Origin of the sequence: Flavobacterium bizetiae (genome assembly GCF_902804475.1) — a bacterium.
GTDB classification, from domain to species: domain Bacteria; phylum Bacteroidota; class Bacteroidia; order Flavobacteriales; family Flavobacteriaceae; genus Flavobacterium; species Flavobacterium bizetiae.
On sequence record NZ_CADCSU010000215.1, the window covers coordinates 1 to 992 of the forward strand.

The window sequence follows — 992 nt, forward strand, 5'->3', positions numbered from 1 at the left end:
AATCAATATAATAATCATTTAATATAATAATATAATAAACTAAGAATCTAAGAATCTAAGAATCTAAGAATCTAAGAATCTAAGAATCTAAGAATCTAAGAATCTGAGAATCTAAGAATCTACCCCGCTAGCTATCGGGACTAAAATCAACAATCTAAAATCTAAAATAATAAATGGGTGCTTTCGTAATTAGCAAAAGGTTTAACGATGAGTATAAATTCGTATTTACTTCGAGGAAGGGTAAAGTGATATTTACGAGTTTGAGTTATGAATTGAAGTTTGAAGGTGAGGAGGATATTGAGAAGTTTAAAGCAAATATAGATCAGGCCAGGTTTTTGAAGTTTAAAGGCTCTGGAGGGAAGTATTTTTTTAAGTTGATGTTGGGTGAGGTTCATTTTGCTACAAGTCGAAAATATACAACAGAATTGCTTTTGCAGAAAGGAATAAAGGAAATTGTAAATTATGCTGCAAAATCAGAAGTTTTGGACTTCTCGTCGAGTGAATCGATTTTTGAAGATGAAGAAGTTGAAGAGGAGGTTGAGGAATAAAAAAAAGCGTTCGCAATTGCGGACGCTTTTTTTTTATGGTATGATTAATTTTAAATTAATCACAAAAAAAAAACCATCTCAAGGATGGTTTTAAAATTTTTAGAACTTAGGTTCTAATTATTTTTTTACTTCTTCTACTTTAGCAGCAGCAGAATCAACTTTAGCAGCAGCAGAATCAACAGTTGCAGCAGCAGAATCAACTACAGCAGCAGCAGAATCAACAGCGACAGCAGTAGAATCTACAGACTCAGTAGCTGCAGCATCAGCTTTTTTACAAGAAACAACAGTTAAAACAGCAACAACAGCTAAACTTAAAAATACTTTTTTCATCTTACTTTATTATAAAAGGTTAATTATTAATTCGTGGCAAAGATATAAATTTTTTAATATGTAAAATTTTTTTTTTTTTTTTTTTTTAAATTTTTTCATTGCTCACGATTATCT

2 protein-coding genes are annotated in these 992 nt (G+C 30.2%); one reads left to right on the forward strand and one right to left on the reverse strand.

The features are described from left to right. Nucleotides 1–173: 173 nt before the first annotated feature. Nucleotides 174–548 carry a DUF1508 domain-containing protein gene (locus tag FLACOL7796_RS24045; protein WP_173973298.1) on the forward strand — a complete coding sequence of 125 codons (375 nt, stop codon included), beginning with the start codon at nucleotides 174–176 and terminating at the stop codon, nucleotides 546–548. 117 nt (nucleotides 549–665) lie between these two features. On the opposite strand, the gene FLACOL7796_RS24050 is transcribed toward FLACOL7796_RS24045, so the two are convergent. Beyond that, a complete protein-coding gene (locus FLACOL7796_RS24050) occupies nucleotides 666–878 on the reverse strand; it encodes a PG1828 family lipoprotein (RefSeq protein ID WP_055095081.1) in 213 nt (70 codons plus the stop codon). Between the last annotated feature and the right edge of the window lie 114 nt (nucleotides 879–992).